Source organism: Citrobacter telavivensis, assembly GCA_009363175.1.
Lineage (GTDB): Bacteria > Pseudomonadota > Gammaproteobacteria > Enterobacterales > Enterobacteriaceae > Citrobacter_A > Citrobacter_A telavivensis.
This window is the reverse complement of the sequence record CP045205.1, coordinates 3885696-3909310: the sequence shown is the minus strand read 5'-3', so window position 1 is coordinate 3909310 and position 23615 is coordinate 3885696. Positions and strand designations below refer to the sequence as shown.

Genomic DNA, 23615 nt, shown 5'->3' with positions numbered 1-23615 from the left:
CGCTTTGCTTATCGTTTGGTTACGCATTGTACAGCTTCCCCGAACGATGCCGTCGGGGAAGCTTTTCTGCGTTATGAATCCCGCATTTTGCTATTCTTACAACCTCCTCCCGGTCAGATTTGACCAAAGCGGCCAGCGTTAAAATCGCGAACGGCTTCTGCAATTTCTTGTTTGGTATTCATGACAAACGGACCGTAACCGACTACCGGTTCATTCAGCGGTTCCCCCGACAGCAACAACACGCTGGCATCACCGCTGGCTTCCAGATGCACTGAGTCTCCTTGCTGACTTAATACGACCAGTTGCCCCTCATTTGCCGTTGTCGAGCCATTTACCCTGATTGAACCTTTCAGGATCACCAGTGCGGTACTCCACCCCTCTGGCTGCAAAAGTGTCAACGGGCGCGCCTGCTGCAGCCGCATATCCCAGACGTTCAGCGGCGAGAACGTGTGAGCCGGTCCTGTCGTCTGCTGATACTGACCGGCAATGATTCGTACTGTTCCTGCCTCGTTCGGCAACTCAACGGTTGGGATGTGTTCCTGAGTGATGCTCTGGTATCCCGGTGACGTCATTTTGTCTTTCGCTGGCAGGTTTACCCACAGTTGCACCATCTCCAGTTCTCCTCCCTTGCGGGTGAAGGCTTCAGAATGAAATTCTTCATGCAAAATGCCTGCGCCTGCCGTCATCCACTGCACGTCGCCAGGGCCAATAATGCCGCCGCGACCCGTTGAGTCGCGATGCTCAACTTCACCGCTGTACACTATTGTCACCGTTTCAAAACCGCGGTGGGGATGTTCACCCACACCACGCTTTTTCGTTCCCGGCGTGAACGTATGGGGACCCGCATAGTCGAGCAGCAGAAACGGGCTCAGCTGCTGCGCGTGGGACTGGTACGAAAACAGTGAACGAACCGGAAATCCATCGCCAACCCAGTGCGGGCGAGGTGCGGTATAGACGCCTGTAACCTGTTTCATCATTATCTCCTCAATGGTATTCCTGCCTGTGAATAAGCTTATATTCATGACAGCGAGGTGAGTAGTCGCTAAAATGAATCTCATCGTTCTGAAAATGGAACAATAAATGGCAAAGCCGGACCTCAATGATTTTGCGTGGTTTGTCCATGTCGTGGAGCAGGGAGGGTTTGCCGCGGCAGGCCGCGCGTTAGACGAACCTAAATCAAAGCTCAGTCGGCGCATCGCGCAACTGGAGGAGCAACTGGGTGTGCGACTCATCCAGCGGACGACGCGGCAGTTTAACGTTACGGAAGTGGGGCAAACGTTCTACGAGCACTGCAAAGCGATGCTGGTAGAAGCACAGGCGGCGCAGGATGCGATTGCCGCATTGCAGGTCGAACCTCGTGGCGTGGTGAAGCTGACGTGTCCGGTCACGCTGCTCCACGTTCACGTGGGGCCGATGCTGGCGAAATTTATGGCACGCTATCCCGATGTCACGCTGCAACTCGAAGCGACGAATCGTCGTGTTGATGTGGTGGGTGAAGGCGTTGATATTGCTATCAGAGTACGACCGCGCCCGATTGAGGACAGCGATCTGGTTATGCGGGTTCTTGCTGACCGCGCACACCGGTTATTTGCCAGTCCGGCATTGATCGCACGCATGGGTGTCCCTGCATCACCGGCGGAATTAAGCCGCTGGCCCGGACTGAGTCTGGCATCCGGAAAGCATATTCATCGCTGGGAGTTGTACGGTCCACAAGGGGCCAGAGCGGAAGTACACTTTACCCCGCGATTTATCACGACTGATATGTTGGTATTGCGTGAGGCGGCTATCGCCGGCGTCGGTGCCGTACAGCTTCCCATCTTAATGGTCAAAGAACAGCTGGCGGCGGGTGAACTGGTTTCGTTACTGGAAGGATGGGAACCCCGAAGAGAGGTGATTCATGCGGTTTTTCCTTCACGCAGGGGATTGCTGCCGTCGGTGAGAGCGCTGGTGGATTTCCTGACGGACGAGTACGCGCGGATGACGGAGGAGTAGGTGATTTCTACACAACAAAAAAGGCCGGATAGACCGACCTTTTATTATTGGTACGCCATTCGGGCGTGAAAACAATCAGCGACTACGGAAGACAATGCGGCCTTTGCTCAGGTCGTACGGGGTCAGCTCAACAGTCACTTTGTCGCCCGTCAGGATGCGGATGTAGTTTTTACGCATTTTACCGGAGATGTGTGCAGTAACCACGTGACCGTTTTCTAACTCTACGCGGAACATGGTATTAGGTAACGTTTCGAGAACGGTACCCTGCATTTCAATATTGTCTTCTTTGGCCATCTAATCCTCTGGGGTATCACTACCGTAATTTGAACCGGCAAGATAATGCCGAAGTTCTTTTAATAAGTAAAGATTTGCACGTTTAAAACGCAGCAAACAAAATTTGGCGCATTACTCCGGTTTGCTTAAAAAGCACACGGCAAAGCCGCACGTGAAGCGCAACGTATAAGGGAGCGATGAGATAAACGATGGCGTTACCTGACGCGAACGGATCCTTAACGGCAGCGGGGTAATGGGCTAAACCAACTCTGCGACGCAATTATAACACCCTGACAAAAAATGTGCCGAAAACATTCACTTCAGGGGCAAAAATAACGTACGAGGGACCCAAAAATCGCGAGGTAAACGTTGTTGGCGTAACGCATCGAGGTGTTCCAGATACACCCGACGCGAAATTTCGACCGCCCCTAGCGATTCGGTATGGCTATTGAGCACCTGGCAATCCATTAATTTGCCGCCGTGACGGACAAATTCTGCACAAAAAACCAGTAGCGCGGTTTTTGACGCATTCTCTTGCCGACTGAACATTGACTCACCGCAAAACAGGGCTCCCTGGGAAACGCCATACATACCACCGACCAGCTCATTGTCGCGCCAGACCTCAATGGAATGCGCGTGTCCCAGTTCGTGCAGTCGGTGATAGGCTTCCACCACGCCCTGAGTTATCCATGTCCCTTCATCGCGATCGTTGGCGCACCCGTCGATGACCTGACCAAACGCATAATTCAGGGTGACACGATACGGAGAGCGCTTATGAAAGCGCTTCATGCTGCGGCTAATATGAAAAGTGTCAGGCCACAGAATGGCCCGAGGGTCCGGCGACCACCAGAGAATAGGGTCGCCAGGGGAAAACCACGGGAAAATGCCGCGCTGATAGGCCATCAGCAGCCGCGCAGGGCTCAGATCGCCCCCAAGCGCCAGCAGGCCGTTTGGCTCGCGTAAAGCGCCCTCCGGCGAAGGGAAGGCGATAGAGTGTCGGGAAAGCTGAACCAGGCGCATGACAGCAGAACTCCAGTACGCGAGTCGGATCGTTCAATAATAGCTTACAGACCTTGCTTAAACTGGTAATAACGCCCCTGCTGCGCTAACAGATCTGCGTGATTACCTTGCTCAATAATTTGGCCGTTGTCCATTACTATTATTTGATCAAAACGCGCGAGCCCGCGCAGGCGATGCGTCACCATCAGTAACGTTTTACCACGCATTACATCCGCCAGTAATTCAAGCATTTGGCTTTCGGTGGTCGCATCCAGTCCTTCCGTTGGTTCATCAAGCAGCATCAGCGGCGCATCGTGCAGCAGGGCACGGGCGATCGCCAGACGGCGTAGTTCCCCACCGGATAACTGACGACCGCCTTCTCCCAGCCAGCTATTGAGGCCGGTATCGTCGAGGAGTTTCTCCAGTCCGACGCGGCGCAGCGTGTCTGTCAACTGTTCGTCACTGGCGTCGGGTGCGGCAAGCCGCAGGTTGTCGCGTAGGGTGGCGCTGAACAAGTGCACACGCTGCGGCACGACGCTGATGGTCTTGCGCAGCGTCGCTTCATTCAATGCCGCAATCGGACGGTCGTTGAGCAGGATCTCGCCCTGCTGCGGATCCCACGCGCGCGTGAGCAGTTGCAGCAATGTCGATTTACCGCACCCAGTACGACCAAGAATGGCAATGTGCTCGCCAGGATTCACCTGAAGAGAGAGCGAATCCAGCGCTTTTTGCGCCTGCCCGGGATAGCTGAATGCAACGTCACGCAGCGTCAGAGTAACCTTAGCCGGGACGTCCGACACGTCGGTCGGGAAAATGACTTCCGGCTTCTGTTCGGTTAACTCGGTGATCCGCATGGCGGAGGCGATGACCTGTCCCAGATGCTGAAATGCACCGGTAACCGGAGCCAGCGCTTCAAACGCCGCCAGCGCGCAAAAGACAAACAGAGCAATCAGCGCGCCCGGCTGGGTGTTACCACCCACGCCGCCTGCTGCCATCCACAGCATCAGTAATATGGCAACGGCGCCGATCAGCAACATTAGCGCCTGTGACAGTGCCGTCAGTTCAGACTGTCGGCGCTGTGCTTCGTGCCACTGTAACTCTGTGGCTTCCATCTGTGCGCGATAACGGTCGCTGGCGCCAAAAATAGTCAGTTCAGCCTGGCCCTGTAACCACGCAGTCAGTTGCTGACGATACTGTCCGCGCAGATGCGTCAGGTTCTGTCCGGTGGTTTTCCCGGCGCGATAAAATACGGGCGGCATAATAAACAGCGTCAGCAGCATCACACCGCCGAGGGTGCAGGCGAGGGTGACGTCAAGTACGCTCAGACCGATCGTCACGACCATAATTACCACAAAAGCACCCACCAGAGGGGAAATGACGCGCAGGTAGAGGTGATCCAGCGTATCCACATCTGCCACAATGCGGTTCAACAATTCACCCTGACGATAGCGAGCCAGTCCGGCAGGGGAGAGCGGCAACAGTTTGCTGAAGGTGTGAATGCGCAAATGTTGCAGCACGCGGAAGGTCGCATCATGGCTGACCAGCCGCTCGAAATAGCGTCCGGCAGTCCGGGTAATGGCCGCGCCGCGTACGCCCGCGGCAGGAAGCATGTAGTTAAAACTGTAGATACCGGCAAAGCCCGCCACGGCCGACGCTGAAAGAAACCAGCCGGACAGCGTCAGCAGGCCAATACTGGCGAGCAGAGTGATAATGGCCAACACGATGCCCAGCGTTAACATCCACTTGTGACGTTTATAGAGCGTCAGATAAGGCAGCAGCGCGCGCATTTAGATCTCCTCCTGACGATGGGCCAACAGCGTTGCAAACGCGCCGCTGGCGGAACTCAACTCGGCCCAGGAGCCTTGTTCGATAATCTGTCCGTCCTGCATCACCCAAATCGTGTCCCAGTCGGCAAGATCTTCAAGCTGGTGCGTGACCATTAGCGTTGTCTGGCGTTTTGAGGCAGTTTTCAGCGCCTGCATGACCCGCTGTTCACTATGGGCATCCAGGCTGGCAGCCGGTTCGTCCAGCAGCAGTAACTTGCAGGGATTAAGGAGCGCACGTGCGACTGCTACGCGTTGAGCCTGGCCGACGGACAGGCGTCCTGCCTGATCGCCAACGGGTGTATCAACACCCTGCGGCAACAGCGGCAGGAATTCACTGACCCAGGCGCTGTCGAGTGCTGCGCGCAGTTCTTGCTCGCTGGCATTCGGGCGCGCCAGCAAAACGTTTTCCCGTATCGTTGCTGCGGGCAACTGTGGGTTTTGCCCCACCCAGGAGAGATGCTTGCGCCAGGACTCTGGAGACAAATCGCGCAGTTCCACACCGTTAATGCGCAGCGATCCCTGATAGGAAAGGAAGCCGGAAAGTGCATTCAACAACGAACTCTTACCTGAACCGCTACGACCGACCAGCACGGTACGCTGCCCGGCAGGAAGCGAGAAGTTCAGTGGTCCTGCCAGCGTTTTACCTTCCGGGGAGGTGATAATGAGATTTTCAGCATCAATGGAAACAGGTTCTTGCGCGGATAATTCAACCTCGCCGCGTTCCGGGTGGGCGAGCGGCGTTTCCATAAAGGTTTTCAGACTGTCAGCCGCACCCACCGCCTGCGCCCTGGCGTGATAAAACGTACCCAAATCGCGCAGCGGCTGGAAAAACTCAGGGGCCAGAATGAGGGCCAGGAAGCCTGCCGCCAGCGTCACGCCCGTACCATAGTGGCCGAAATTAAGTTCGCCGAGGTAGGAAAAGCCAAAGTAAACAGCGACCAGCGCGATGGAAAGCGAGGTGAAAAATTCCAGTACACCCGATGATAAAAAGGCAAGGCGTAGCACTTCCATCGTGCGCTGGCGGAAATCTTGCGACGCGACGCGGATGCTTTCTGTTTCGGCTTCACCGCGACCAAAAATGCGCAGGGTATCCATTCCGCGTAAGCGATCGAGAAAATGCCCGCTCAGACGAGCCAGCGCCAGGAAGTTACGACGGTTAGCATCGGCTGCGCCCATACCGACCATCGCCATGAACAGAGGGATAAGCGGCGCGGTGCCGAGCAGAATCAGCGCGGCGGCCCAGTTCGAGGGAAAAATAGCCGCCACGATCAGGATGGGCACACACACTGCCAGCGCCATCTGCGGCAGATAGCGGGCGTAGTAATCGTGCATATCGTCAATTTGTTCCAGCACTAGCGTGGCCCAACTTCCCGCCGGTCGCCCCTGAATCCACGCCGGACCGGCCTGTTGCAGGCGATTGAGGACCTGGCGGCGGATCTCAAATCGGATATGTTGTCCCGCATGGAATCCCACGCGTTCGCGTAGCCATACCACCCAGGCACGCAGGATAAAGATCAGCACCAGCACGACAAAGGGCAACAGCAATGCCTCGCGCGGGATGTTATCCATGATCATATGTTGCAGAATGCGAGCCATGATCCAGGCCTGAGCGACAATCAGTACGCCACTCACGAACCCCAGCAGACGGGAAATCATGAGCCAGCGTTGGGAAATGACACTTTGCTGTTTTAACCAGAGGGTTAGCTCTTTTTGACGAGTTTTATTCATTGCGCGCTTTGCAGGTGAGTTATCAGAATTTTTTGGCAGGGCAATGTTACAACGGGGCAAAAATAAAGGCGACTTATAGTCGCCTTATTTACTTTTGTTACTGATTTGTAAAAACTATTTGCACGCGTCGGCTAAACCATCGAGGTAACGTTCGGCATCCAGCGCAGCCATACAACCGGTGCCTGCGGAGGTGATAGCCTGACGATAAATGTGGTCCATCACGTCGCCCGCAGCGAAGACGCCCGGGATGCTGGTCTGGGTCGCGTTACCGTGACTGCCGGACTGTACTTTGATGTAGCCGTTTTCAAGCTCAAGCTGACCTTCGAAAATCGCCGTGTTCGGGCTGTGGCCGATGGCAACAAACAGTCCCGCGACCTCCAGCGACTCAATGTTGTCTGCATTCTGCGTATCGCGCAGGCGCAGACCGGTAACGCCCATCTGATCGCCGGTTACTTCTTCCAGCGTGCGGTGGGTGTGCAACACAATGTTGCCGTTCTCCACTTTGTCCATCAGACGTTTAATCAGAATTTTTTCCGCGCGAAAGCCGTCACGGCGGTGAATCAGGTGAACTTCAGAGGCGATGTTCGCCAGATACAGCGCTTCTTCAACGGCCGTGTTACCGCCGCCGATAACCGCGACCTTCTGGTTGCGATAGAAAAAGCCGTCACAGGTTGCGCAGGCAGAAACGCCACGACCTTTGAACGCCTCTTCTGACGGCAGACCGAGATAGCGAGCGGACGCACCGGTGGCGATAATCAGCGCATCACAGGTGTACTCTGCACTGTCACCTGTCAGACGGAACGGACGGTTTTGCAGGTCCACTTTATTGATGTGATCGAAGATGATCTCGGTTTCAAACTTAGTCGCATGCTCGTGCATACGCTCCATCAGCAGGGGACCGGTCAGATCGTTCGGATCGCCAGGCCAGTTTTCCACTTCGGTCGTGGTGGTCAGTTGACCGCCTTTTTCCATACCGGTAATCAGCACCGGCTGCAGGTTTGCGCGCGCAGCATAGACCGCCGCGGTGTATCCCGCCGGGCCGGAACCCAGGATAAGCAGTTTACTGTGTTTGGTCGTGCCCATGAGATCCTCATTGTTGTTGGCAGGCAATGGGCTGGATTGTAGGGAATTTGGTGGCGTAAAAAAAGAGTATAGCGATTTTGTTAACAATTTGTGCAATAGGCGAGGCCAATAAGTGAACAAATCGGCAGTGTCACTATAAAGAATTCTACTTAAAGTCGGTCAGTTATAAGGTGATAAAATGACGAATTGTCTTAACGCATAATGAATAACTGGCATGTTGTACTAAAAATCGATGTTTTACTTTGACAATCACCTGCCGTTTTGCGAAAACATTCGAGGAAGAAAAAAACAGTGTTGTGTGTGTGCCGCATAATCATGCATATAAATACCATGTTTACCGGGCTAGCGAAATCTACGCATGGCGTGGACAGACGCCATTCGTGATGTCGATAGCTGCCTTCAGGCAACGGTCTTCTCACTATAGACCCAGGCATTGCGCGCCGTTAATCCTCTGGGTTTCGGTCTATTGTGATGGGCATCGACTCTCGACAATGATGTTTGATGAGTCAGGCAGGAGTAGGGAAGGAATACAGAGAGACAATAATAATGGTAGATAGCAAAAAGCGCCCTGGCAAAGATCTCGACCGTATCGATCGTAACATTCTTAATGAGTTGCAAAAGGATGGGCGTATTTCTAACGTCGAGCTTTCTAAACGAGTGGGACTTTCCCCGACGCCCTGCCTTGAGCGTGTGCGTCGTCTGGAAAGACAGGGTTTCATTCAGGGCTATACCGCTCTGTTAAACCCGCATTATCTGGATGCATCACTTCTGGTATTTGTTGAGATTACTCTGAATCGTGGCGCTCCGGATGTGTTTGAACAATTCAATGCTGCCGTACAGAAACTTGAAGAAATTCAAGAGTGTCATTTGGTGTCCGGTGATTTCGACTACCTGTTGAAAACACGTGTGCCGGATATGTCAGCGTACCGTAAGCTGTTGGGGGAAACCCTGCTGCGTCTGCCTGGCGTGAATGACACACGTACTTACGTGGTAATGGAAGAAGTCAAACAGAGTAATCGTCTGGTTATTAAGACGCGCTAATACGGAACAGGTGCAAAATCGGCGTATTTTGATTACACTCCTGTTAATCCATACAGCAACAGTGCCGGGGTAACCCGGTGCTGTTGTCCGTTTTAGCACCGGGCAGGAAAAGCCTGAAACCTGGAGAGCCTTTTTTGAGCCAGGAATACACTGAAGACAAAGAAGTCACATTGACAAAGTTAAGCAGCGGGCGCCGACTTCTGGAGGCGTTGTTAATTCTTATTGCCCTTTTTGCCGTCTGGCTGATGGCAGCCTTACTGAGCTTTAATCCTTCTGATCCCAGTTGGTCGCAAACGGCCTGGCATGAGCCTATCCATAATCTGGGGGGGGCTCCGGGTGCGTGGCTGGCAGATACCCTGTTCTTTATCTTTGGGGTGATGGCGTACACCATTCCAGTCATCATTGTGGGCGGCTGCTGGTTTGCCTGGCGTCATCAGGCGACCGATGACTATATCGACTATTTTGCCGTCTCACTGCGCATCATTGGCGTGCTGGCGCTTATCCTCACCTCCTGTGGCCTGGCCGCAATCAATGCTGACGATATCTGGTACTTCGCGTCTGGCGGGGTGATTGGCAGTCTGTTGAGTACTACGCTGCAACCACTGCTGCACAGCAGTGGCGGCACCATTACGCTTTTGTGCGTGTGGGCCGCGGGGCTGACGCTCTTTACCGGTTGGTCATGGGTTAGCATCGCCGAAAAACTCGGTGGCTGGCTGCTCAATATTCTGACTTTTGCCAGCAACCGAACGCGTCGTGATGATACCTGGGTAGAAGACGACGAATACGAAGACGATGAAGAATATGAAGATGAAGCTGATGGCGGGAGACGTGAATCTCGTCGGGCGCGTATTCTTCGCGGAGCGCTGGCGCGCCGTAAACGTCTGGCTGAAAAATTTATCAACCCGCATGGTCGTCAGACCGATGCGGCGCTGTTCTCTGGCAGACGCATGGATGACGAAGATGAGGTAGCATACAGCGCGCGTGGCGTCGAAGCGGATCCTGGCGATGTGCTGTTCTCTGGACATCGTGCAACGCAACCAGAATATGATGAATACGATCCGCTTTTAAACGGTCATTCGGTGACCGAACCGGTCGCTGCGGCAGCAGCAACGGCTGCGACTCAGGCCTGGGCCGCCCCGGTCGATCCGATTATGCAAACGCCACCTATGTCGGGAGCGGAAACCGTTTCTGTACAACCTGCCGTTGAATGGCAGCCTGTTCCAGGGCCGCAAACCGGCGAGCCGGCTATCGCTCCGGCGCCGGAAGGCTATCCGCCACACGCTCAGTATGCGCAACCGCAACACGCGCAGTATGAGTCATGGCAACAGCCCGTTCCGACTGAACAGCAATACACTGCGCCTGTTGGCCCTGAAACAGGTTATTTACAGCCAGGCGTACCGCAGCAACCGTGGCAGCAACCGCAGCCTGCGCCAGAACAACCCTGGCAACCTGAGTCGGTTTATCCGTCAGAGCCCGTTCAACAACCGAATTATCATCAACCGGCTTATCAGCCAGGGCCGCAGGAACCTGTGGTTCAGCAGATGCCTGTTGCAGAGCCTGAACCGGTGGTGGAAGAGACGAAACCTGCGCGTCCGCCGCTGTACTATTTTGAAGAGGTGGAAGAGAAGCGCGCGCGTGAACGCGAGCAACTGGCGGCATGGTATCAGCCGATTCCTGAGCCCGTTAACGCGCTGGAATCGGTGGCTCCTGCGCCATCAGCCGCGCCTTCCATACCGCCAGTCGACGCCGCAGCGGCTATTGCACCGATCGCCGCAGGCGTGAAGGATGCGACGTTATCAGCCGGTGCGACTGCGGCAGCAGCAGCGCCGATCTTCAGCCTCGCGAACGGCGGCGCGCCGCGTCCGCAGGTGAAAGAAGGGATTGGTCCACAGTTGCCTCGTCCGAACCGCGTGCGCGTACCGACGCGCCGTGAGCTGGCATCGTATGGCATTAAATTACCGTCTCAGCGTATGGCTGAGGAGAGAGTACGTGAGGCCGGGCAGCACGATCCGCAATACAGCGATGATGAAATCGACGCCATGCAGCAGGATGAACTGGCTCGTCAGTTCGCCCAGTCACAGCAAAGTCGTTATGGCGATGAGTATCCGCGAGATGTGACGCAGGCTGACGATGAAGATGTCGCTGCAGAAGCCGAACTGGCGCGCCAGTTTGCCTCTTCGCAGCAGCAACGCTATGCCGGTGAGCAACCTACGGGAGCGAATCCGTTCTCGCTGGATGATTTTGAGTTTTCACCGATGAAAACGCTGGTGGATAATGGCCCGCATGAGCCGTTGTTTACGCCGGGCGTGATGCCGGAGCCTGTGCCTGTTCAGCAGCCACAGCAGCCGCAGTATCAACAGCCGCAACAGCCGGTGGTCCCGCAGCCGCAGTATCAGCAGCCGCAACAACCGGTGGCCCCGCAGCCGCAGTATCAGCAGCCACAACAGCCGGTGGTCCCTCAGCCGCAGTATCAGCAGCCGCAACAGCCGGTGACCCCGCAGCCGCAGTATCAACAGCCGCAACAGCCGGTGGTCCCGCAGCCGCAGTATCAGCAGCCACAACAGCCGATGGTCCCGCAGCAACCCGCAGCGCCTCAGCCGCAGGAAAGTCTGATTCACCCGTTGCTGATGCGCAACGGTGACAGTCGTCCGCTGCAAAGACCGACGACGCCGTTGCCGTCGCTGGATCTGCTGACGCAGCCGCCGAGCGAAGTCGAGCCGGTTGATACCTTTGCGCTGGAACAAATGGCGCGACTGGTTGAAGCCCGTCTGGCTGACTTCCGCATCAAGGCTGATGTGGTGAATTACTCTCCAGGTCCGGTGATCACGCGTTTTGAACTGAATCTGGCACCGGGCGTGAAGGCTGCCCGTATTTCCAACCTCTCTCGTGACCTGGCGCGTTCGCTTTCGACCATCGCTGTACGCGTGGTGGAAGTGATTCCGGGCAAACCCTACGTAGGCCTGGAATTGCCGAACAAAAAACGGCAGACCGTTTATCTGCGTGAAGTGCTGGATAACGCGAAATTCCGTGAAAACCCGTCGCCGCTGACCGTCGTGCTGGGTAAAGATATTGCTGGCGATCCGGTGGTGGCTGACCTGGCGAAAATGCCACACCTGTTAGTGGCGGGTACAACCGGTTCGGGTAAATCGGTTGGTGTGAATGCGATGATCCTCAGCATGCTTTACAAGGCGCAACCGGAAGACGTTCGCTTCATCATGATCGACCCGAAAATGCTGGAACTGTCGGTTTACGAAGGCATTCCGCATTTGCTGACGGAGGTCGTCACCGATATGAAAGACGCCGCCAACGCCCTGCGCTGGAGCGTTAACGAGATGGAGCGCCGTTACAAGCTGATGTCCGCTCTGGGCGTGCGTAATCTGGCGGGTTACAACGAGAAGATTGCCGAAGCCGCGCGGATGGGGCGTCCGATTCCGGATCCGTACTGGAAGCCGGGTGACAGTATGGATGCACAGCATCCGGTACTGGAAAAACTGCCGTATATCGTTGTGCTGGTGGATGAATTTGCCGACCTGATGATGACCGTCGGTAAGAAAGTTGAAGAGTTGATTGCCCGACTGGCGCAAAAAGCCCGTGCGGCAGGGATCCACCTGGTGCTGGCGACGCAGCGTCCGTCGGTTGACGTGATTACGGGTCTGATCAAGGCCAACATTCCGACCCGTATTGCCTTCACCGTGTCCAGTAAGATTGACTCGCGTACCATCCTCGATCAGGGCGGTGCAGAATCGCTGCTGGGGATGGGGGATATGCTTTACTCCGGGCCGAACTCCACAATGCCAGTGCGTGTTCACGGCGCATTTGTCCGTGACCAGGAAGTGCATGCGGTGGTTCAGGACTGGAAGGCACGTGGGCGTCCGCAGTATGTGGATGGCATCACCTCCGACAGCGAAAGTGAAGGTGGCGGTGGTGGCTTTGACGGCGGCGAAGAGCTGGATCCGTTATTTGATCAAGCGGTTAACTTTGTGACGGAGAAACATAAAGCGTCCATCTCCGGCGTACAGCGCCAGTTCCGCATTGGCTACAACCGCGCGGCACGCATCATCGAACAGATGGAAGCGCAGGGGATCGTCAGCGAACAGGGCCATAACGGCAATCGCGAAGTGCTGGCTCCACCGCCGTTTGACTAAGTGCAAAGTTACGTAATTCAGTATTGTCTACTTTCCTCACGCTGATTTTTGGCCTGGAATGGATAGCAGAGGGATCTCCCGGTCGGGAGTGACGTATTTTGAGGAATAACAATGAAAAGAATCGCAATCACCTGTGCATTACTCTCAGGATTCGTGGTAAGCAGCGTTTGGGCGGATGCCGCCAGCGATCTGAAAAGTCGTCTGGATAAAGTGAGCAGCTTCCACGCCAGCTTTACGCAGAAAGTGACCGATGGCAGCGGTGCCGCTGTTCAGGAAGGTCAGGGTGATTTGTGGGTGAAGCGTCCAAACCTGTTTAACTGGCACATGACGCAGCCTGACGAAAGCATTCTGGTTTCTGATGGTAAAACGCTATGGTTCTTTAACCCGTTTGTTGAGCAGGCCACCGCGACATGGTTGAAAGACGCCACCGGCAACACACCGTTTATGCTGATTGCCCGCAATCAGTCCAGCGACTGGCAGCAGTACAATATCAAGCAGAACGGAGATGACTTCGTCCTGACGCCAAAAACCAGCAACGGCAACCTGAAACAGTTCACTATCAATGTGGGCCGCGACGGGACCATTCATCAGTTCAGCGCCGTGGAGCAGGATGACCAGCGCAGCAGCTATCAGCTGAAATCGCAGCAGAATGGCACCGTTGACGCATCGAAATTCACCTTTACTCCACCGCAAGGCGTAACGGTAGACGACCAACGTAAGTAGAGGCATCAGTGAGCAACCTGTCGCTCGATTTTTCTGATAATACCTTTCAGCCACTGGCCGCGCGGATGCGGCCAGAAAATTTAGCGCAGTATATTGGTCAGCAGCACCTGTTGGCTGCGGGCAAACCATTGCCGCGCGCGATTGAAGCCGGACACCTGCACTCCATGATTTTGTGGGGACCGCCAGGCACCGGAAAAACCACGCTTGCTGAAGTGATTGCCCGCTACGCCGATGCCGACGTTGAGCGGATTTCAGCCGTCACCTCCGGCGTGAAAGAGATCCGTGAAGCCATCGAACGCGCCCGGCAGAGTCGTAATGCCGGGCGTCGCACCATCCTGTTTGTTGACGAAGTTCATCGCTTCAACAAAAGCCAACAGGATGCGTTCCTGCCGCACATTGAAGACGGCACCATCACCTTTATCGGGGCTACCACCGAGAACCCCTCTTTTGAGCTAAATTCCGCACTGCTGTCGCGTGCGCGCGTCTATTTGCTCAAGTCGCTGACGACGGAAGATATCGAGCAGGTTCTGCGTCAGGCGATGGAAGACAAGGCGCGGGGTTACGGTGGGCAGAATATTGTTCTACCGGATGACACCCGCAGAGCAATCGCGGAGCTGGTCAACGGCGATGCGCGTCGGGCGCTGAACACGCTGGAAATGATGGCCGACATGGCGGAAGTGGATGACAGCGGTAAGCGGGTATTGCTGCCCGCGCTGTTGACCGAAATTGCCGGCGAGCGCAGCGCGCGTTTCGATAACAAAGGTGACCGCTTCTACGATCTCATTTCCGCATTGCATAAATCGGTTCGCGGCAGCGCGCCGGATGCGGCACTTTACTGGTATGCGCGCATCATTACGGCGGGGGGCGATCCGCTGTACGTGGCGCGTCGCTGTCTGGCTATTGCCTCCGAGGATGTGGGCAATGCCGATCCGCGTGCGATGCAGGTGGCGATCTCCGCCTGGGACTGCTTTACGCGTGTGGGGCCTGCTGAAGGCGAACGCGCCATCGCGCAGGCGATTGTCTATCTGGCCTGCGCACCGAAAAGTAATGCGGTGTATACCGCATTCAAAGCGGCGATGTCCGATGCCCGTGAACGCCCTGACTATGACGTACCTGTCCATCTGCGCAATGCGCCGACGAAACTGATGAAAGAGATGGGCTACGGTCAGGAATATCGCTACGCGCATGATGAACCGAATGCCTATGCCGCCGGCGAGGACTATTTCCCGCAGGAGATGGCACAAACACGCTATTATCACCCCACAAACAGAGGTCTTGAGGGTAAGATTGGCGAAAAGCTCGCCTGGCTCGCCGGACAGGATCAAAATAGCCCTATAAAACGCTACCGTTAGCGCAGGCGTTGCGGTAATGTTGGCACTGTATCCCTGTGACCGCAGGCTGTGGTCACATTTTCCTCTTTCAATTCGATAAGCACAGGATAAGCATGCTCGATCCCAATCTGCTGCGTAATGAGCCAGACGCAGTCGCTGAAAAACTGGCACGCCGGGGCTTTAAGCTGGATGTAGATAAGCTGCGCGCTCTTGAAGAGCGTCGTAAAGTTTTGCAGGTCAATACCGAAAACCTGCAGGCAGAGCGTAACTCTCGATCGAAATCCATCGGCCAGGCGAAAGCGCGCGGGGAAGACATCGAGCCTTTACGTCTGGAAGTGAACAAACTGGGCGAAGAACTGGATGCCGCAAAAGCGGAGCTGGATGCTTTACAGACTGAGATCCGCGATATCGCGCTGACCATTCCGAACCTGCCTGCTGACGATGTCCCGGTCGGTAAAGACGAGAACGATAACGTTGAAGTCAGCCGCTGGGGTACCCCGCGCGCGTTTGATTTTGAAGTTCGCGATCACGTCACGCTGGGTGAAATGCATGCCGGTCTGGACTTTGCTGCCGCCGTTAAGCTGACAGGCTCCCGTTTCGTGGTGATGAAAGGGCAGATTGCCCGTATGCATCGTGCGCTCTCGCAGTTCATGCTCGATCTGCACACTGAGCAGCATGGCTACAGCGAAAATTATGTGCCGTATCTGGTCAACCATGACACCCTGTACGGTACCGGTCAGTTACCGAAATTTGCTGGCGATCTGTTCCATACTCGTCCGCTTGAAGAAGAGGCTGACAGCAGTAACTACGCGCTGATCCCGACGGCGGAAGTCCCGCTGACCAACCTGGTGCGTGATGAGATCATCGACGAAGATCAGTTGCCGATCAAAATGACGGCGCATACGCCGTGCTTCCGCTCGGAAGCGGGTTCTTACGGTCGTGATACTCGTGGCCTGATCCGTATGCACCAGTTCGACAAAGTTGAAATGGTACAGATTGTTCGCCCGGAAGATTCAATGGCGGCGCTGGAAGAGATGACCGGCCATGCTGAGAAAGTTCTGCAACTGCTGGGCCTACCGTATCGCAAAATTATTCTTTGCACCGGCGACATGGGCTTCGGCGCATGCAAAACCTACGATCTGGAAGTGTGGGTACCGGCACAGAATACCTATCGCGAGATCTCGTCCTGCTCTAACGTCTGGGATTTCCAGGCGCGCCGTATGCAGGCACGCTGCCGCAGCAAGTCTGACAAAAAGACCCGCCTGGTGCATACCCTGAACGGCTCTGGTCTGGCAGTAGGTCGTACGCTGGTGGCCGTGATGGAAAACTACCAGCAGGCTGATGGCCGTATCCAGGTACCAGAAGTGCTGCGTCCGTACATGAACGGACTGGAATATATTGGTTAATCCTCGCTTCATCCCTTTCTAAAAAGCGCCTTTGGGCGCTTTTTTTATGCCTGTTTGACGCCGGACAATAATCATTACTCCCTTGGGGGTAATATTACCTTTGAACGGAATTCAGCATTTTGCGCTATTATCCTATGAAATCGCTATATATAAAACTATATACCGCTGTGTAACTACTCAAATAATAACATCAATTTCTTTTTTTTTACTGTAAGCAAGCAGAGTGAGTCTTTATGAAAACTAAGATCCCTGATGCCGTGATGGCAGCGGAGGTGAGTCGTCGTGGTTTAGTCAAAACGACGGCCATAGGCGGACTGGCGATGGCCAGTAGCGCGTTTACCCTGCCATTTACCCGAATCGCCAATGCAGCCGAAGCCCTGAGTCCGGCGCAGGCCAGTGAAAAAGTCATCTGGAGCGCGTGCACTGTGAACTGCGGGAGTCGTTGCCCGTTGCGCATGCATGTTGTGGATGGTGAAATCAAATACGTTGAAACCGACAATACCGGTGATGACAACTATGACGGCCTGCATCAGGTGCGTGCCTGTCTGCGTGGTCGCTCCATGCGCCGTCGCGTCTATAACCCGGATCGCCTGAAATACCCGATGAAACGCGTGGGCAAGCGCGGAGAAGGTAAATTCGAGCGCATCAGTTGGGATGAGGCTTACGACCTCATCGCCAGCAATATGCAGCGTCTGATTAAGGATTACGGTAACGAGTCCATCTACCTGAACTACGGCACCGGTACGCTGGGCGGTACGATGACTCGCTCATGGCCGCCAGGAGATACCCTGGTGGCACGTTTGATGAACTGCTGCGGCGGTTACCTGAACCACTATGGCGACTACTCCTCCGCGCAAATTGCGGCGGGGCTGAACTATACCTACGGCGGCTGGGCGGATGGTAACAGCCCGTCTGACATCGAAAACAGTAAGCTGGTCGTACTGTTCGGTAACAACCCTGGCGAAACCCGCATGAGTGGCGGTGGGGTCACCTACTATCTGGAACAGGCGCGACAGAAATCGAATGCGCGGATGATCATTATCGATCCGCGCTATACCGACACCGGGGCCGGTCGAGAAGACGAGTGGATCCCGATTCGCCCGGGTACCGATGCGGCGCTGGTGAATGCGCTGGCTTATGTGCTGATTACTGAGAATATGGTCGATCAGCCGTTCCTCGATAAGTACTGTGTGGGCTACGACGAGAAAACCTTGCCTGCCAGCGCGCCGAAAAATGGTCACTATAAGGCCTATATTCTGGGGCAGGGGAATGACGGTACGCCAAAAACGCCTGAATGGGCGGCGCAAATTACCGGCATTCCGGCAGACCGTATTATCAAACTGGCGCGTGAAATTGGCAGTGCTAAACCGGCCTACATCAGCCAGGGATGGGGACCGCAGCGTCACGCGAATGGCGAGATCGCCACCCGTGCTATTTCTATGCTGGCCATTCTGACCGGTAACGTCGGGATTAACGGTGGCAACAGCGGCGCACGTGAAGGCTCTTACGATTTGCCGTTTGTACGGATGCCCACGCTGGAAAACCCGGTAGAAACCAGTATCTCCATGTTTATGTGGACCGATGCCATTGAGCGTGGTCCGGAAATGACCGCGCTGCGTGATGGGGTGCGCGGTAAAGACAAACTCGACGTGCCGATTAAGATGATCTGGAACTACGCCGGTAACTGTCTTATCAACCAGCACTCAGAGATCAACCGCACGCACGACATCCTCCAGGATGACAAGAAGTGCGAAATGATTGTCGTCATCGACTGCCACATGACGTCGTCGGCGAAGTATGCCGATATCCTGTTGCCTGACTGTACGGCTTCTGAGCAGATGGACTTCGCGCTGGATGCTTCCTGCGGGAATATGTCCTACGTTATTTTCGCCGATCGGGCCATCAAGCCGCGTTTCGAATGCAAAACCATCTATGAAATGACCAGCGAGTTGGCGAAGCGTCTGGGTGTCGAGTCGCAGTTTACCGAAGGGCGCACTCAGGAAGAGTGGATGCGTCATCTGTACGAACAGTCGCGTCAAGCCATTCCGGAACTGCCGACCTTTGAGGAATTCCGTAAACAGGGTCTGTTTAAACAGCGCGATCCGCAAGGGCATCATGTGGCCTACAAGGCGTTCCGCGACGATCCGCAGGCTAATCCGTTGACGACACCGTCGTGTAAAATCGAGATCTACTCGCAGGAGCTGGCAGAGATTGCCGCCACCTGGGAACTGCCAGAAGGCGATGTCATCGATCCATTGCCGATCTACACGCCGGGTTTTGAGAACTACAACGATCCGTTGACCAAAGATTATCCGCTACAGCTAACGGGCTTCCACTATAAATCCCGAGTCCACTCGACTTATGGCAACGTTGATGTCCTGAAAGCGGCGTGCTGCCAGGAGATGTGGATCAATCCACTGGACGCGCAAAAACGGGGTATCCGCAATGGTGATAAGGTCCGCATCTTCAACGGCCGCGGAGAGCTCCATATTGAGGCGAAAGTGACGCCGCGTATGATGCCAGGCGTGGTCGCGTTAGGTGAGGGGGCCTGGTATGACCCGGATACGAAACGCATTGACCAGGGCGGTTGCATCAACGTGTTGACCACGCAGCGCCCATCTCCTCTGGCGAAGGGGAACCCGTCACATACGAACCTTGTTCAGGTTGAGAAGGTGTAAGGAGTAACCGATGACAACCCAGTATGGATTTTTTATTGATTCCAGCCGTTGCACCGGTTGTAAAACCTGCGAACTGGCCTGTAAAGATTACAAAGACTTAACCCCGGATGTCAGCTTTCGTCGCATTTATGAATACGCGGGCGGAGACTGGCAGGAAGACAACGGCGTCTGGCATCAGAACGTATTTGCCTACTATCTGTCCATTGCCTGCAACCACTGCGAAGATCCGGCCTGTACCAAGGTCTGTCCGAGCGGAGCGATGCACAAGCGGGAAGACGGTTTTGTGGTCGTGGATGAAGATATCTGCATCGGCTGCCGCTACTGCCATATGGCCTGCCCGTACGGCGCGCCACAGTACAACGCCGCTAAGGGTCACATGACCAAGTGCGACGGCTGTCATGACCGCGTGGCAGAGGGCAAAAAGCCGATCTGCGTGGAATCTTGTCCGCTGCGCGCGCTGGATTTCGGCCCCATCGACGAACTGCGTAAGAAACACGGTGAACTGGCTGCCGTTGCGCCGCTGGCGGGTGCGCACTTCACGAAGCCGAGTATTGTGATCAAACCGAATGCCAACAGCCGTCCGACCGGGGATACCACCGGTTATCTGGCGAATCCGAAGGAGGTGTAAGATGGGAAGTGGATGGCATGAATGGCCGCTGATGATCTTTACGGTCTTCGGACAATGTGTGGTTGGTGGCTTCATTGTTCTGGCGCTGGCGCTGATGAAAGGCGACCTGCGGGCAGAAACGCAACAGCGCGTGATTACCTGCATGTTCGCGCTGTGGGTGCTGATGGGCATCGGCTTTATCGCTTCCATGCTGCACCTTGGCTCGCCAATGCGGGCGCTTAACTCGCTTAACCGCGTAGGATCGTCGGCGCTGAGTAATGAAATTGCCAGCGGTTCTATTTTCTTTGCGGTTGGTGGGATTGGCTGGCTGCTGGCAGTGCTGAAAAAGCTCACACCGGCCCTGCGTAACTTGTGGCTGCTGCTCACAATGGTACTGGGTGTGCTGTTCGTCTGGATGATGGTGCGCGTTTATAACAGTATCGATACCGTACCGACCTGGTACAGCGTCTGGACACCGCTGGGCTTCTTCCTGACGCTGTTGATGGGCGGCCCGCTGTTGGGCTATCTGCTGCTGCGTGTGGCGGGTGTTGATGGTTGGGCGATGCGTCTGCTGCCTGCGGTTTCACTGTTGGCGTTGGTGGTCAGTGCCATCATGTCGGTGATGCAGGGGGCGGAACTGGCGACCATTCACAGCGCTGTTCAGCAGGCTTCTGCGCTGGTACCGGACTACGGTTCGCTGATGGCCTGGCGTATTGGGGTTCTGGCGGTGGCATTGTGCTGCTGGATTGTCCCACAGTTGAAAGGTTATCAGCCTGCGGTTCCGCTGCTGTCAGTGGCCTTTATTCTGCTGCTGGTGGGGGAGTTGATTGGTCGCGGCGTATTCTATGGCCTGCATATGACCGTCGGTATGGCGGTTGCCAGCTAAGTGATGAACCGGGGCTTTCGCCCCGGTTTTTTTATTTCTGCTTAGTCAACGTATCGTAACTGGTCATCAGATTGCGGTAATCCGGAATATGATTGGAGAACAGCGTCGCCAGCCCTTCGATGTCATTACGCCAGTCGCGGTGCAATTCACACGCCACACCAAACCACGTCATCAACTGTGCGCCAGCCTGCGACATCCTGTCCCATGCTGAATGGCGGGTAATTTCATTAAACGTCCCTGAAGCATCGGTCACTACAAAGACGTCAAAGCCCTCTTCAATGGCCGACAGCGCCGGGAAGGCCACACAGACTTCGGTTACCACGCCGGCAATAATCAACTGTTTTTTACCCGTGGCTTTAACCGCTTTCACAAAGTCTTCGTTATCCCAGGCGTTGATGTTGCCTGGACGTGCAATGTAGGGCGCATCGGGAAACTGGGCTTTTAATTCAGGGACCAGCGGTCCGTTTGGTCCGGTTTCGAAACTGGTGGTGAGGATGGTAGGTAACTTAAAATATTTGGCTAAATCACCCAGTGCGAGCACGTTATTCTTAAATTTATCAGGGTCAATATCCCTGACCAGTGAGAGTAGTCCGGCCTGGTGATCAACCAGAAGAACCGCAGCGTCGTTTTTATCGAGACGAACATAAGGCTTGGTCATTCTCTTCTCCTTGCTTGAGTCAACTATGCGCCCAGATTCATTCAGGCGCATAAGGTTCATTCAAAGCATAGAACGGAAAAAAAATGCTGCCGGAACTATGAGATTTTTCGACTAAGCAAAACGGAACTCTTTTGCGTTAAATCAATAAAAACAGCAACCTGACTCATGTGAGTCAGCAATAATTCATAATCTTAATCAATAAATTCAATCGAAGGGTATGAAAGGCCGCCACGCCACGGTTTGCGCCGATTGACAATGTTTTTGTGGGTGGCATGATGCGCGTGAAATTTGAACTTCCTCACGGTTTATACTCATGTCCACCTATACCCGACCCGTCATGCTGTTGCTGGCTGGTCTACTTCTGTTGACCCTGGCGATCGCGGTGCTGAACACGCTCGTCCCGCTTTGGCTCGCCCAGGAAAACCTGCCGACGTGGCAGGTGGGTATGGTCAGTTCGTCCTATTTCACCGGTAACCTGGTCGGGACGCTGTTGACAGGACAGTTAATCAAACGCCTCGGGTTTAACCGTAGCTACTACCTTGCCTCGCTGATCTTTGCCGCGGGCTGCGTAGGGCTTGGTGTGATGGTTGGTTTCTGGAGTTGGCTGGCATGGCGCTTTGTCGCAGGCGTGGGCTGCGCCATGATCTGGGTTGTCGTTGAGAGTGCGCTGATGTGCAGCGGGACATCACGCAACCGCGGTCGCCTGTTGGCGGCCTACATGATGGTCTACTATGTGGGGACGTTCCTCGGGCAGTTGCTGGTCAGCAAAGTCTCTACGGAGTTGATGAACGTACTGCCGTGGGCCACGGGATTGATTCTGGCAGGGATTTTACCGCTGCTCTTTACCCGTATCCTTAATCAGCAATCAGAAGAACATAACGTCACACCGATCACCGCAATGCTGAAACTGCGCCAGGCGCGACTGGGTGTCAATGGCTGTATCATTTCCGGGATTGTCCTCGGCTCGTTGTACGGCCTGATGCCGCTGTATCTCAATCATCAGGGGATGAGTAACGCCAGCATCGGTTTCTGGATGGCGGTACTGGTCAGCGCGGGTATCCTCGGCCAGTGGCCAATTGGGCGACTGGCGGATAAGTTTGGTCGACTGCTGGTGCTGCGCGTGCAGGTGTTTGTGGTGATCCTGGGGAGCGTAGCGATGTTAAGCCAGGCGGCGATGGCACCCGCTCTCTTCATTTTGGGGGCCGCGGGCTTCACGCTCTATCCGGTTGCGATGGCCTGGGCCTGTGAAAAAGTAGAACATCACCAACTGGTGGCGATGAACCAGGCGCTGCTGCTGAGCTATACCGTCGGCAGCCTGTTAGGCCCTTCCTTCACCGCCATGTTGATGCAGAATTATTCCGATAATCTTCTGTTTATTATGATTGCCAGCGTGTCGTTTATTTATTTACTGATGCTGCTGCGCAATGCCGGGCATACCCCGAATCCGGTTGCCCACGTTTAATTCTGCGCAAACAGTATGCAATGCTGTGTTATTGCATGCTGTTTTTTGTATATATGCCAGGGGATGATTGAACTCCGGTGATATAGGCTATTTTCATGACAATAACGCGTTCAGACGTTTTGCGTTTTTCACCCTTCCAGTACCGCTTTCCACGTTTACCGCATTTGCTGGCCTGACGGGATTTTCCCGAAAATGGACGCGTTTACGCCCGAATGGATATTCCAGCTTACGCTGAATATCGCCACTCCGTTTGTGCTGGTGGACCCTGGTCTCATCTTCCCACTGTTGGCGCGTAGAAAAGCGTGATTATTTCAGGATTCAAGCAAGGAGTGTAGTTGCGCCGGGCTGGTGATATTGCTCAGTTGCTGCAAATGGTCCGCGTCATCGAGCCAGCACACCAGCTGTTGAATCATTTCAATATGTTGAGAACTGTTGGCAGCGGCAAGGACAATCACCAGTTGCACGTTCGGATGACCCGGGAACGGTACAGGTTCTTTCAGGCACAGGAGTGATAAATGCGACTTGCTACTCAGAACACCCTCTTCAGGACGGGCATGCGGCAGGGCAAACTCAGGGCTCAAAATATACCAGGGTCCGGTCTGTTCTGTGGCGTGGATGATTGCCTGTGCATATCCGCTGGTAATGATTTTCTGTTCTTCCAGTGGTAAGCAGGTCATTTTCACCGCATCTTGCCAGGAATCGCATCGTTCGCGAAACTGGCAGGCGGAAAAGAGCGTTGATGTCATTGCTGTTCCTTGCCGTTTGTTCTCGCCGGAT

General features: G+C 54.9%; 18 protein-coding genes and 2 pseudogenes. 11 read left to right on the top strand and 9 right to left on the bottom strand.

The window, feature by feature from the left end:
- Nucleotides 1-113: 113 nt before the first annotated feature.
- Nucleotides 114-974: a pirin family protein gene (locus GBC03_21115; GenBank protein ID QFS74095.1), complete on the bottom strand. Its 861-nt coding sequence runs from the start codon at nucleotides 972-974 to the stop codon at nucleotides 114-116.
- 106 nt (nucleotides 975-1080) lie between these two features.
- On the opposite strand from GBC03_21115, the gene GBC03_21110 reads away from it, so the two are divergent.
- On the top strand, nucleotides 1081-1992 hold the full coding sequence (locus GBC03_21110; protein ID QFS72521.1) for a LysR family transcriptional regulator: 912 nt from the start codon (nucleotides 1081-1083) through the stop codon (nucleotides 1990-1992).
- A gap of 75 nt (nucleotides 1993-2067) precedes the next feature.
- Here the strand turns inward: GBC03_21110 and infA are convergent, their stop codons facing one another.
- The 6 genes and pseudogenes from infA to trxB all read right to left on the bottom strand — a co-directional run bounded on the left by infA (nucleotide 2068) and on the right by trxB (nucleotide 7901).
- Complete coding sequence (infA, locus tag GBC03_21105; protein QFS72520.1) at nucleotides 2068-2286, bottom strand: translation initiation factor IF-1; 219 nt, start codon at nucleotides 2284-2286, stop codon at nucleotides 2068-2070.
- A pseudogene (locus GBC03_21100) lies at nucleotides 2214-2580 on the bottom strand (hypothetical protein). Before GBC03_21100 ends, infA begins: the two are co-directional and overlap by 73 nt.
- Complete coding sequence (locus GBC03_21095; GenBank protein QFS72519.1) at nucleotides 2581-3285, bottom strand: leucyl/phenylalanyl-tRNA--protein transferase; 705 nt, start codon at nucleotides 3283-3285, stop codon at nucleotides 2581-2583.
- Nucleotides 3286-3329: 44 nt separating this feature from the next.
- Entirely contained in the window at nucleotides 3330-5051 is a 1722-nt protein-coding gene (gene cydC / locus GBC03_21090; protein ID QFS72518.1) for a cysteine/glutathione ABC transporter ATP-binding protein/permease CydC, read from the bottom strand.
- Complete coding sequence (cydD, locus tag GBC03_21085) at nucleotides 5052-6818, bottom strand: cysteine/glutathione ABC transporter permease/ATP-binding protein CydD (protein ID QFS72517.1); 1767 nt, start codon at nucleotides 6816-6818, stop codon at nucleotides 5052-5054.
- A gap of 114 nt (nucleotides 6819-6932) precedes the next feature.
- Nucleotides 6933-7901 carry a thioredoxin-disulfide reductase gene (gene trxB / locus GBC03_21080; GenBank protein QFS72516.1) on the bottom strand — a complete coding sequence of 323 codons (969 nt, stop codon included), beginning with the start codon at nucleotides 7899-7901 and terminating at the stop codon, nucleotides 6933-6935.
- A 546-nt stretch (nucleotides 7902-8447) separates the two neighbouring features.
- On the opposite strand from trxB, the gene lrp reads away from it, so the two are divergent.
- From lrp to GBC03_21040, 8 genes are all read left to right on the top strand, one after another.
- The gene (gene lrp, locus GBC03_21075) at nucleotides 8448-8942 is read left to right on the top strand and encodes a leucine-responsive transcriptional regulator Lrp (GenBank protein ID QFS72515.1); all 495 of its coding nucleotides are present in this window, start codon (nucleotides 8448-8450) and stop codon (nucleotides 8940-8942) included.
- 134 nt (nucleotides 8943-9076) lie between these two features.
- Nucleotides 9077-13087: a DNA translocase FtsK gene (gene ftsK, locus GBC03_21070; GenBank protein ID QFS72514.1), complete on the top strand. Its 4011-nt coding sequence runs from the start codon at nucleotides 9077-9079 to the stop codon at nucleotides 13085-13087.
- 111 nt (nucleotides 13088-13198) lie between these two features.
- Entirely contained in the window at nucleotides 13199-13810 is a 612-nt protein-coding gene (gene lolA / locus GBC03_21065; protein ID QFS72513.1) for an outer membrane lipoprotein chaperone LolA, read from the top strand.
- A gap of 8 nt (nucleotides 13811-13818) precedes the next feature.
- On the top strand, nucleotides 13819-15162 hold the full coding sequence (locus tag GBC03_21060) for an AAA family ATPase (GenBank protein QFS72512.1): 1344 nt from the start codon (nucleotides 13819-13821) through the stop codon (nucleotides 15160-15162).
- Nucleotides 15163-15254: 92 nt separating this feature from the next.
- Nucleotides 15255-16547, top strand: coding sequence for a serine--tRNA ligase (gene serS, locus GBC03_21055; protein ID QFS72511.1), 1293 nt, complete (start codon nucleotides 15255-15257; stop codon nucleotides 16545-16547).
- A gap of 233 nt (nucleotides 16548-16780) precedes the next feature.
- Nucleotides 16781-19225, top strand: coding sequence for a dimethylsulfoxide reductase subunit A (dmsA, locus tag GBC03_21050; protein ID QFS72510.1), 2445 nt, complete (start codon nucleotides 16781-16783; stop codon nucleotides 19223-19225).
- A 10-nt stretch (nucleotides 19226-19235) separates the two neighbouring features.
- Nucleotides 19236-19853 (top strand): dimethylsulfoxide reductase subunit B, encoded by a 618-nt coding sequence (dmsB, locus tag GBC03_21045; protein ID QFS72509.1) that lies wholly within the window; start codon nucleotides 19236-19238, stop codon nucleotides 19851-19853.
- A 1-nt stretch (nucleotide 19854) separates the two neighbouring features.
- The gene (locus tag GBC03_21040) at nucleotides 19855-20718 is read left to right on the top strand and encodes a dimethyl sulfoxide reductase (protein QFS72508.1); all 864 of its coding nucleotides are present in this window, start codon (nucleotides 19855-19857) and stop codon (nucleotides 20716-20718) included.
- Between the two features lie 31 nt (nucleotides 20719-20749).
- On the opposite strand, the gene GBC03_21035 is transcribed toward GBC03_21040, so the two are convergent.
- The gene (locus GBC03_21035; GenBank protein QFS72507.1) at nucleotides 20750-21376 is read right to left on the bottom strand and encodes an isochorismatase family protein; all 627 of its coding nucleotides are present in this window, start codon (nucleotides 21374-21376) and stop codon (nucleotides 20750-20752) included.
- Between the two features lie 313 nt (nucleotides 21377-21689).
- Here GBC03_21035 and GBC03_21030 point away from each other — a divergent pair, with 313 nt between their 5' ends.
- Together GBC03_21030 and GBC03_21025 are read left to right on the top strand one after the other, a co-directional pair.
- Nucleotides 21690-22838, top strand: coding sequence for an MFS transporter (locus GBC03_21030; protein ID QFS72506.1), 1149 nt, complete (start codon nucleotides 21690-21692; stop codon nucleotides 22836-22838).
- A 154-nt stretch (nucleotides 22839-22992) separates the two neighbouring features.
- Nucleotides 22993-23144: pseudogene (locus GBC03_21025) on the top strand (amino acid permease).
- A gap of 5 nt (nucleotides 23145-23149) precedes the next feature.
- Here GBC03_21025 and GBC03_21020 read toward each other — a convergent pair.
- Entirely contained in the window at nucleotides 23150-23584 is a 435-nt protein-coding gene (locus GBC03_21020) for a PTS sugar transporter subunit IIA (GenBank protein QFS72505.1), read from the bottom strand.
- Nucleotides 23585-23615: the final 31 nt, after the last annotated feature.

Coding starts and splice junctions, on each gene's coding strand:
- infA (QFS72520.1), bottom strand. CDS start 2,286: ATGGCCAAAGAAGACAATATTGAAATGCAGGGTACCGTTCTCGAAACG.
- cydC (QFS72518.1), bottom strand. CDS start 5,051: ATGCGCGCGCTGCTGCCTTATCTGACGCTCTATAAACGTCACAAGTGG.
- GBC03_21110 (QFS72521.1), top strand. CDS start 1,081: ATGGCAAAGCCGGACCTCAATGATTTTGCGTGGTTTGTCCATGTCGTG.
- dmsA (QFS72510.1), top strand. CDS start 16,781: ATGAAAACTAAGATCCCTGATGCCGTGATGGCAGCGGAGGTGAGTCGT.
- GBC03_21030 (QFS72506.1), top strand. CDS start 21,690: ATGTCCACCTATACCCGACCCGTCATGCTGTTGCTGGCTGGTCTACTT.
- trxB (QFS72516.1), bottom strand. CDS start 7,901: ATGGGCACGACCAAACACAGTAAACTGCTTATCCTGGGTTCCGGCCCG.
- GBC03_21040 (QFS72508.1), top strand. CDS start 19,855: ATGGGAAGTGGATGGCATGAATGGCCGCTGATGATCTTTACGGTCTTC.
- GBC03_21095 (QFS72519.1), bottom strand. CDS start 3,285: ATGCGCCTGGTTCAGCTTTCCCGACACTCTATCGCCTTCCCTTCGCCG.
- serS (QFS72511.1), top strand. CDS start 15,255: ATGCTCGATCCCAATCTGCTGCGTAATGAGCCAGACGCAGTCGCTGAA.
- GBC03_21020 (QFS72505.1), bottom strand. CDS start 23,584: ATGACATCAACGCTCTTTTCCGCCTGCCAGTTTCGCGAACGATGCGAT.
- cydD (QFS72517.1), bottom strand. CDS start 6,818: ATGAATAAAACTCGTCAAAAAGAGCTAACCCTCTGGTTAAAACAGCAA.
- GBC03_21035 (QFS72507.1), bottom strand. CDS start 21,376: ATGACCAAGCCTTATGTTCGTCTCGATAAAAACGACGCTGCGGTTCTT.
- dmsB (QFS72509.1), top strand. CDS start 19,236: ATGACAACCCAGTATGGATTTTTTATTGATTCCAGCCGTTGCACCGGT.
- lrp (QFS72515.1), top strand. CDS start 8,448: ATGGTAGATAGCAAAAAGCGCCCTGGCAAAGATCTCGACCGTATCGAT.
- lolA (QFS72513.1), top strand. CDS start 13,199: ATGAAAAGAATCGCAATCACCTGTGCATTACTCTCAGGATTCGTGGTA.
- GBC03_21115 (QFS74095.1), bottom strand. CDS start 974: ATGAAACAGGTTACAGGCGTCTATACCGCACCTCGCCCGCACTGGGTT.